We start from the raw sequence: 9,674 nt of genomic DNA on the forward strand, positions 1-9,674 counted from the left end.
GGATTTTACGCTAATGTTAAGCAAAATCCATTCCCTAATGAGACTCATAAAATTTAAAAAGCTTAAAAGAGTTTTCTAATGGTGGCATTCAAACCCTTTAAAAAGGGTCTAGGAGTTTATTTTCAAAAAGGATTCGTGTTTTTTGTGTTTTCATATTTCTATAAGGAGCTTAAATGGATAAACAAAAGGTAAAACTCCTAGAGCATTGTTATACCATGATTTTATCAATCAATGCAACTTTTATGCTTTTAGGGCTTAAAAACTTTAATCCTTAATTAGAGATTTTAGGTTAAACTACCCTAAAAATCTTTATTGATGGGTAAAAAGCATGCGCAATACCATTTTATTTGGCGTTTCAATGATACTCTTGGCGAATTTATGCTTTGGGATCATGAGCGCGTTTGTTAAAATCACAGCGGATTATTTTTCCCCTATGGAAAATGTGTTTTACCGCTCCATTACCATGACGCTTTTGCTCTTGCTTATTTATCCTTTCAAACCCTACCGCTTGAAGAGTTACAAACAAGGCGGTTTTAAAAAACTCGCCTTTAGGGTCGTTGTGGGGGGCTTAGCCATGCTAGCGTTTTTTTATAATATTGAAAAAATTTCGCTCGCCACAGCGACGGCTTTCTCGCAATGCGCGCCCATTTATACGGTACTCCTTTCCCCTTTGCTTTTGAAAGAAAAGCTCAAAAGAAGCGCGTTAATTTCTGCATGCATTGGGCTAGTGGGGGTGGTGTTGATCTCCGATCCTAGCGTGGAAAATGTAGGACTAGTTGAAATTATTATGGGAATATTGAGCGGGATCTTTGTGTCTTTAGCGTATATCACTTTAAGGGATTTGAGGGAATATTACGACAAGCAGGCCGTGATTTTAGCGTTCGCCTTTGGCATGAGCCTTCTTGGGTTAGCGGGCATGTTTGTTGATATTCCTTTTTTATCCACAGGCATTCATATCCCTAGAAAAGAGGATATTTTATGGATTTCTTTAATAGGGATTAGCGGGACTTTAGGGCAGTATTTCTTAACTTATGCTTACATGAACGCGCCCGCTGGGATCATCGCCCCCATTGAATACACCCGCATTGTTTGGGGGCTATTGTTCGGGCTGTATTTAGGCGATACATTTTTGGATCTTAAAAGCTCTTTGGGGGTGGCTTTGATCTTGTGTTCAGGCTTACTCATTGCTTTGCCCGCTCTTTTAAAAGAATTAAAAAAAATTTAAGTCATGCAACTAAGCCCCCTACAAAGCGCTCTGTTATATTTCCGCTATTTTATTTATCCGGAAAAAAAAACAAGGAGCTTTGATTTAAGCGATTTAATTTTTATTGTCATGGCTTTTTTAGTCCTAGCTTTGGGGCTGTTGATGAGCGAAGAAATTTCTATCAGTTACAATGAAGCGAAAGACTTTTTTTATAGCAACGCATGGTTTGTTCAAATCGCTCAAAAAAGCACCGCCATTTTAGGCCAAAACGATTTGGCTTTGAGATTGCCTTTTTTGATCGCTCACGTCATCAACATGTTTTTATTCTACATCATAGGGCGAAAGATTTTAAAAAAGCCTAAAGACGCTCTTTATGTGGTATTGACTTACGCTTTATTGCCTGGGGTGAATCTCTTTGCGATTTTACTAGCTAAAAGCGTGCTGGTGTTAAGCCTTGGGCTTTTGATTAGCTATTTGTATATCAAAACCCAAAAAATCCCTTATTTGATCCTTATCGCTTGCGCGTTTTTAGACGGTGCGTTCATCCCGCTTTTACTAGGGGTTTTTGCCTACGCTTTAAGAAAACGCTATTTTAAGAGCGCGATCTTTGCTTTGGTGGGTTTAGGCGTGAATATCGCTCTTTTTAGTGGGGATTTTAATAAGGGCTTGCCTAGCGGGTATTTTATAGACACATGCTTAGAACTCATGCTTTTGTATTCGCCCTTATTGTTCCTCTACTACCCTTATACGCTCTATAAAGCCCTTTTGGATAAAAAGCCATCGTTACTAGCCTTTATGAGCGCGAGCGGCTGGCTTTTCCCTTTGCTTTTGAGCATGCGCCAAGAGATAGATTTAAGAACTTTCGCCCCCTTAGCGTTAATCGGCTTACCCTTGTTCATTAAAAGCGTTTTGAATAGCCTTAGGGTGCGTTTAAAGGAATTTAGGGGGCAGTATTATTTGCGCGTTTTCAGTCTGTATCTTTTAATGCTCACTGAAACGCTTTTTTTATGGGGGAGTAAGATTTCTGGAGCTAATGAAAAATTATTAAACCGGCATTTCTTAGCCAAAGAAGTCGCTACAGCCTTGCAATTAAGGGGCATCCATCAAATCCGCACTAACGATAAACAACTCGCTTTAAGACTCCAATTCTATGGCATTAAAGAAGGGGGGAGGTTAAGACTGATTAACACTAAAATTTCTAAAAAACGCCCTGATATTACAATCATCTACGCTGATAAAATTCTACAATCCTATAGTTTGGTGCGTCATTAAATTAATTCTTTAAAAAGCGTTTTATCTAAAAAACGATAAAATACACTCTAAAAATAAATAAAATATGCGAGAAAAATCATGAGACTCAAACTAACCCATATAAACCATATAAGCCATAAGATTGCTAACGACTTTATCCATTCAAAACTATTAGAATTAAAAGCCCCTAGAGAATTATTGTGCGAATTGATAGAAGGGATTTTGGAAAAAAGCGTTAAAAAAGAAAACGCCATAGATGAGCAAGCCAGAGAGCTTTTAGAAGAAAACACCGATGAGATAGAATTCATGCGGATGGATGAAAGGCAGCTTTTTTGGATGATTAAAAGACAGATCGCTCAAAAAGAGGGCTTCCATTTGTTTTGGGAGGAAAGGTGTAACGATTTATCGCACCAGATTTTGAATAAAATCTTAGATGAAGATTTGATCATGTTTAGCGTGTCAGAGAATTTGATAAGAAACTTGATTTACAAATCCATTGACACCTATTCTAAAGCGTATGAAAGCATTGAAAATGAAGTGCATGAAAAAATCAAGCATTACAAACGCAAACTCCCCGTAGGGAGCGATGAATACGAGTTGGTGTTTGAAAGGCTCTATGAAGAAGAATTAAGGCGCAAAGGCTTTTTATAATGGTCTCTCTCTATTTAGAAAACGGGCTTTTTTTGCAAGCGCAAAGTTTTGGGGCTAGCGGCACGCAAGTGGGCGAGCTTGTTTTTAACACTTCTATGAGCGGCTATCAAGAAGTCATTAGCGACCCTAGCTATAAGGGGCAATTCGTGGTTTTTAGCATGCCTGAAATTGGGGTTGTGGGCGCTAATTCTAAAGATGATGAATCCTTTTTTTCATGCGCAGGGGTTTTAGCGCGCCATTACAACGAATTTTTTTCTAACTCAAGGGCGGATTTTAGCTTGAGCCTTTATTTGAAAGAGCGTGGCGTTTTAGGGATTTGTGGCGTTGATACTAGGAGTTTGATTAAAACCTTACGCCATTATGGGTGCTTGATGATGGTCGCTTCCACAATAGAGCATGACAGAAACAAGCTTGAAGAAATTTTAAAAAACGCCCCTAGAATCTCTCATTCCCCCCTAGTGTCTAGCGTTTCTACGCCAAAAATCATCACGCACCAGCACGCTACTTTTGATTTCAAAACCCTAGATTACAAGCCTTTTGATGAAAAAACCTCTCATAAAATTATCGCTGTGTTAGATTTTGGGGCTAAGGGCAACATTTTAAACGAGCTTCAAAATGTGGGGTTAAAAGCCCTTATTTACCCGCACCACACTAAGGCTAGCGATCTGATTAAAGCCTATGAAAAAAAAGAAATTAGCGGTATTTTTCTTTCTAATGGGCCAGGCGATCCTTTGAGCTTGCGGCAAGAAATTGGAGAAATCAAGCGACTCATTAACGCTAAAATCCCCATGTTTGGCATTTGCTTAGGGCATCAATTGCTCTCTATCGCGCAAGGCTACCCTACTTACAAGCTCAAATTTGGCCATCATGGGAGCAACCACCCCGTTAAAAACCTAAAAACAAACGCCGTTGAAATCACCGCACAAAACCACAACTATTGCGTCCCTGAAGAAATTGAAGAAATCGCTATCATCACGCACCGCAATCTTTTTGACAACACCATTGAGGGCGTGCGCTATAAAAACGCTCCCATTATTTCTGTCCAACACCACCCAGAAAGCAGCCCAGGTCCCAAAGAGAGCCATTATATTTTTAAAGAATTTGTGGAATTGTTAAAGGATTTTTAGGGGTTTTTAAAACAGCGCTTATAGAGGCTGAAAAGTGCTTTAAAAATAGATTTAAATCTTTTTATCAAAAAATCTCACATTTACTCTAAATTAGTTCTCTTGCAATAGCATTCTCTCGCAATAATTATTATTGTTATTGCGACAAAACTTTTAGAAGGAGTTATTATGGGAAGTATCGGTAGTATGGGCAAACCTATTGAAGGGTTTTTAGTGGCAGCCATTCAGTTTCCTGTGCCAATTGTCAATAGCCGTAAGGATATTGATCACAATATTGAAAGCATTATCAGAACCTTGCATGCGACTAAAGCGGGGTATCCGGGAGTGGAACTTATCATTTTCCCTGAGTATAGCACGCAAGGTTTGAATACCGCTAAGTGGCTTAGCGAAGAGTTTTTATTAGATGTCCCGGGTAAAGAGACAGAGTTATACGCTCAAGCGTGTAAAGAGGCGAAAGTTTATGGTGTTTTTTCAATCATGGAACGCAATCCTGATTCTAACAAAAACCCCTACAACACCGCCATTATCATCAATCCGCAAGGTGAAATCATTTTAAAATACCGCAAACTATTCCCATGGAATCCCATTGAACCATGGTATCCTGGGGATTTAGGAATGCCTGTGTGCGAGGGTCCGGGCGGATCAAAATTAGCCGTGTGCATTTGCCATGACGGCATGATTCCAGAGCTCGCTAGAGAAGCAGCCTATAAAGGGTGCAATGTGTATATCCGCATTTCAGGCTATAGCACTCAAGTCAATGATCAGTGGATTTTGACCAACCGCTCCAACGCGTGGCACAATTTGATGTATACCGTGAGCGTGAATTTAGCCGGCTATGACAATGTCTTTTACTACTTTGGTGAGGGGCAAATCTGTAACTTTGATGGCACGACTCTCGTTCAAGGGCATCGCAACCCTTGGGAAATTGTAACCGGGGAAATCTATCCTAAAATGGCAGATAACGCCCGCTTAAGCTGGGGCTTAGAAAACAACATTTACAACCTAGGCCATAGAGGGTATGTGGCTAAGCCGGGCGGAGAACATGACGCAGGCTTAACCTATATCAAAGACTTAGCCGCTGGCAAATACAAATTGCCTTGGGAAGATCACATGAAAATCAAAGATGGCTCTATTTATGGCTACCCTACCACCGGTGGGCGTTTTGGGAAATAATCCCTAACCTTGTATTTTTGCTAGAACCTGTTTTTAAAGGTTCTGGTTTTTCCCCTATTTTAATTTTTTCAATCAATTTTTACGAATAGTCTTCTATTGTAGAGCATGTAAGACAACCCATAATAAGCACAAGCGACCAAAAAAGCGCATAGCCTATGCAAAAACCATGTTATTTTTGATAAAGACCACCACCACATTGCGGCTGATAGAGCGTTAAAATCTGTAATAATGCCATAGCCACAATAGATCATTCCCGCTAAACATGCCAATTTATGAGCATGGCAGTAAGCGCTAATCCCAAAACCACCACCAAGATTGATAAAAGAATACGAGACCAAGACCCCATGACAACTCCTTAAACATCAAATGTTGTATTATATCGTTTTTTTTTTTTTGTTTGTCAAGGGGGTTTATCAGTCAGTGGATAGTGTTTTAATATTTATAAAACAATAGCGTTTATAACGATGCAATTTTAGCCCCTAATTTTAGCGCCCCTAACAAGCCTTCCACATTCAGCCCCAACCCCACGCTTAAATTCTTGCTTGAGCTTTTAATATAGAGCCTATGAAAGTCTTCTAACCGCACACAGCCTGCACTTTCTCGCCACAAACCGCTCTCTAAATATTTTTCTATTTCATTCCAATCAAACGCCTTTAAACGCGCTCTAAAAACCGATAGATCCAGCCATTCTAGTTCGGGAGAAATCAATGCAGAGCAGGTTAAAACCTCTATTTCATTGCCATTTTGGAGTTTTAAAAATTCAAGGGCTTCTTGTCTGTTTTTAGCTTTTCGTTGCATGCGATTACCCACGCTCACCACGCTATCAGCCACCACGATAGCGCGGTTGTTTGCGAGCAATTCTTTAGCTTTTTCTAATTTCCCCTTGCACGCTAAATAGACAAACTCCCTAGGGTCTGTGGTTTTTAGGCTTTCTTCATCAAAATAGAGCGCTTTTTGTTCAAACCTAATCCCATGCTCTTTTAAAAGATTCGCCCTAGCGCCAGATTGAGAGCCTAAAATAAGCTCCATGCTATCCCTCTAAAGCTTTAAGAGCGGTATTTTTCGCCAAACTGAGCGCGGCTTGCAAATTTTCAATATCCTTGCCTCCAGCGCTCGCAAAATCGCCTCTTCCGCCCCCTTTGCCCCCTAAAATTTGCGCCACTTCATTAGCCCACACATTCGCTTTTATGGGCGCGTTTTTCACCCCGCATGCGAGAGTTATTCGCTCATTTTCTTTTTTAAACACCATAGCGAGCAATCTTTCATGCTTACTTTTCAATCGATCAATCATTTCTTTAATGTCGCCTTGTTCCACTACGCCTACCACTAAATTCACGCCATGGATTTTTTCAACCGGTAAATCCATAGAAACGGGGGCTTTTTGGCTGTTTTTCACGCTCTCTTTAAGCTTGTTAATGCCGGCTATCACATCGTTATTTTTCAATAAAGTCTTAGCGTTTTTAAGCTCTTTATTCTCTTCTTTAGCCAGTTGGTAAAAGGCTTTCCCACACACCGCTTCAATGCGTCTGACCCCACTACTCACCCCGCTCTCTTTTACAATCCTAAACCCCCCAATCAGCCCGGTATTTTCCACATGAATGCCCCCACACAATTCAATGGACGCTTCTTTAAAGCTCACCACCCGCACATTTTCAGCGTATTTTTCACTAAATAACGCTAACGCTCCCTTATCTTTGGCCTGATTTAAGGGCATATGCTCCACCTGGCTAGTTAGGTGCTTGAAAATTTGAGCATTGATTAAATCTTCTACTTTTTCTAACTCTTCATCATTGAGCGCTTTAGCATGCGAAAAGTCAAAGCGCAATCGTTTGGATTCCACTAAACTCCCTGCTTGACTCACATGCGAGCCTAAAACTTCTCTTAAAGCGCTCTGCAATAAATGCGTCGCGCTGTGGTGTTTGGCGATTTCAAAGCGTTCATCGCTCACTTGCGCGATCACTTGATCGCCTTTTTTTAGCGCTTTTTTGATTTCAAGAAGCGAAAAATTAAGCCCAAAAAAGTTTTTTGTATCTAGCACCAAAGCCGCTTCTTCATTGTCTTTTAAAAGCGTGCCCCTATCGCCTATAGCCCCCCCACCTTCTGCATAAAAAGGGGTTTTTTCTAGCAACACCCAGACTTCTTGGTTAGGGTTTGCTTCTGTTATTTCTTTAAAATCGCTATCAAAAAACCCTAAAACTTTAGCAGAACATTCCGTCGTTTCATACCCCACAAAAACATTAGGCGCATAAGCGTTTAAAATAGCGCTAAAATCAGCGTTGTTTTGTTTGCCTTTCCATGAAGCTTTAGAGCGTTTCACTTGCTCTTGCATGCAATTTTCAAAGCCTTGCATATCCACGCACGCCCCATGACTTCTTAACATGTCGTTTGTCAAGTCTAAAGGGAAACCAAAAGTGTCATAAAGCTTGAAAGCGATCTTGCCATCAAAGATTTTATTTTCATTCAAATGCGTTAAAGACAAGTTAAACAATTCCATGCCCGATTCCAAAGTCTCTAAAAAGCGCTCTTCTTCTTCACAGCATTCTTTCATTACCATTTCTTTAGATTCTTTCAAATACGCATGCGTGTTAGAAAATTGCTCGCACACCACGCCCACGACTTTGTATAAAAACGCTTCTTTCAAGCCCATTAAATACCCATGCCTTAAGGCTCGCCTTAAAATGCGCCTTAAAACATAACCACGGCCTTCCTTATTGAAATGCACCCCTTGAGCGAGCAAAAACGCTACCGCCCTTGCGTGATCGGCCACCACCCTAAAACTTGGTTGGAAATCGCTCGCATAATCCAGGCTTGTAAGCTCACTGATTTCTTCCATTAAGGGTGCAAATAATGAAGAATCAAAATTATTGAGCTTGTGTTCTAATAATGCTTGCACCCTTTCTAATCCCATGCCTGTATCAATGCTAGGCTTTGGCAAGGGGGACAAAACGCCATCATTAGAGCGTTCGTATTGCATGAACACCAAATTCCAAATTTCTAAAAACCTATCGCCCTCGCCCCCAAAATAATCCTCGCTCCCCTTAAAGTGTTTTTCGCCCTGATCAATGTAGATTTCACTGCAAGGCCCGCAAGGCCCGCTATCGCCCATTTGCCAGAAATTATCTTTATCGCCCATTTTTTTAATCCTATCAAAAGGCACAAACTTTTCCCATAGCTTGACGGCTTCATCGTCTTTTTCATGCACGCTGATATATAAATCTTTAGGCTTAAACCCTAAATTTTTGGTTACAAATTCCCACGCAAACAAAATCGCTTCTTCTTTGAAATAATCCCCAAAAGAGAAATTCCCTAGCATTTCAAAAAGCGTGTGGTGTCTTGCGGTATAACCGACATTTTCCAAATCGTTATGCTTGCCACCCGCTCGCATGCACAATTGCGAACTTGCCGCTCTAGGAATGCTAGGGCGTGGCACAATCCCGGTAAAAATATCTTTAAATTGCACCATACCGGCATTAGTGAAAAGCAAGGTAGCGTCATTAGGCACTAAAGGCATGCTAGGATAAACGGCATGCCCCTTATTGTGGAAAAATTGTAAAAATTCGTTGCGAATATCCATGGGTATTCCTTTTTGTTGTTTTATCGCGCATTTTAAGGCTATTTTATAGCTCTTTTAAGTTGTTTTTTTAAAAAGATAGTTTATTATACTTTAAACATCCAAACTTAAAGGAGAAAACCATGTTCCATGAATTTAGAGATGAAATCAGCGTGTTAAAAGCGAATAATCCGCATTTTGATAAGATTTTTGAAAAACACAACCAGCTTGATGATGACATCAAAACCGCTGAACAACAAAACGCTAGCGATGCTGAAGTCAGCCACATGAAAAAACAAAAATTAAAATTAAAAGATGAAATCCACAGCATGATCATAGAGTATAGAGAAAAACAAAAATCTGAGCGTGCTTAAGGTTTAGTCATCTTTGTGAAAACACGCTAAAACGCTTTTTGAGGGGCGTTTTCGCTTTACCGCTTAGTTAGACTTATTAGTTAAACTTAACGCTTTGATTTTGATTAAAGCATTAGGTTGCTTTCAGCTTTATTCCCACCATAAGCTTTATTAATTTTTAATGTTCTTTACATTTTTGAAAAATGGGTTTTTAAAACTTTAGTTTTATCGTTTTGGCTCTCATTTTATAATAAAACTCATTTTATTGAGTTTTATTTTATTCTCTTAAAAAGATAGGAAGTATTTGAAACCATTCTCCCCCTTTTAATCTCCAACTTAAACCCCCTATATAAAGAAGCGCTTTTTAA

At 39.8% G+C, this 9,674-nt stretch carries 8 protein-coding genes and 1 pseudogene; 6 read left to right on the forward strand and 3 right to left on the reverse strand.

Annotated features, from left to right (window positions below; translation table 11 throughout):
- Positions 1-328: 328 nt before the first annotated feature.
- The 5 genes from G6069_RS04970 (at position 329) to G6069_RS04990 (ending at position 5,403) form a co-directional block, all read left to right on the forward strand.
- On the forward strand, positions 329-1,225 hold the full coding sequence (locus G6069_RS04970) for a DMT family transporter (RefSeq protein WP_197293562.1): 897 nt from the start codon (positions 329-331) through the stop codon (positions 1,223-1,225).
- A gap of 3 nt (positions 1,226-1,228) precedes the next feature.
- The gene (locus tag G6069_RS04975) at positions 1,229-2,476 is read left to right on the forward strand and encodes a glycosyltransferase family 39 protein (RefSeq protein ID WP_197293563.1); all 1,248 of its coding nucleotides are present in this window, start codon (positions 1,229-1,231) and stop codon (positions 2,474-2,476) included.
- Between the two features lie 78 nt (positions 2,477-2,554).
- Positions 2,555-3,106 carry a DUF507 family protein gene (locus G6069_RS04980; protein ID WP_001237418.1) on the forward strand — a complete coding sequence of 184 codons (552 nt, stop codon included), beginning with the start codon at positions 2,555-2,557 and terminating at the stop codon, positions 3,104-3,106.
- Entirely contained in the window at positions 3,106-4,233 is a 1,128-nt protein-coding gene (carA, locus tag G6069_RS04985) for a glutamine-hydrolyzing carbamoyl-phosphate synthase small subunit (RefSeq protein ID WP_197293564.1), read from the forward strand. The genes G6069_RS04980 and carA overlap by 1 nt, the downstream gene beginning before the upstream one ends.
- 165 nt (positions 4,234-4,398) lie before the next feature.
- Positions 4,399-5,403, forward strand: coding sequence for a formamidase (locus G6069_RS04990; protein WP_000534794.1), 1,005 nt, complete (start codon positions 4,399-4,401; stop codon positions 5,401-5,403).
- A gap of 79 nt (positions 5,404-5,482) precedes the next feature.
- Here G6069_RS04990 and G6069_RS04995 read toward each other — a convergent pair.
- The 3 genes and pseudogenes from G6069_RS04995 to alaS form a co-directional block, all read right to left on the reverse strand.
- Positions 5,483-5,741, reverse strand: a pseudogene (locus G6069_RS04995) (hypothetical protein).
- A gap of 118 nt (positions 5,742-5,859) precedes the next feature.
- Complete coding sequence (maf, locus tag G6069_RS05000; protein WP_197293566.1) at positions 5,860-6,432, reverse strand: septum formation inhibitor Maf; 573 nt, start codon at positions 6,430-6,432, stop codon at positions 5,860-5,862.
- A gap of 1 nt (position 6,433) precedes the next feature.
- Positions 6,434-8,977, reverse strand: coding sequence for an alanine--tRNA ligase (gene alaS, locus G6069_RS05005; RefSeq protein WP_197293567.1), 2,544 nt, complete (start codon positions 8,975-8,977; stop codon positions 6,434-6,436).
- A gap of 119 nt (positions 8,978-9,096) precedes the next feature.
- On the opposite strand from alaS, the gene G6069_RS05010 reads away from it, so the two are divergent.
- Entirely contained in the window at positions 9,097-9,327 is a 231-nt protein-coding gene (locus G6069_RS05010; RefSeq protein ID WP_000468330.1) for an HP1242/YdcH family protein, read from the forward strand.
- Positions 9,328-9,674: the final 347 nt, after the last annotated feature.

Origin of the sequence: Helicobacter pylori, assembly GCF_017594925.1 — a bacterium.
GTDB lineage: Bacteria > Campylobacterota > Campylobacteria > Campylobacterales > Helicobacteraceae > Helicobacter > Helicobacter pylori_DP.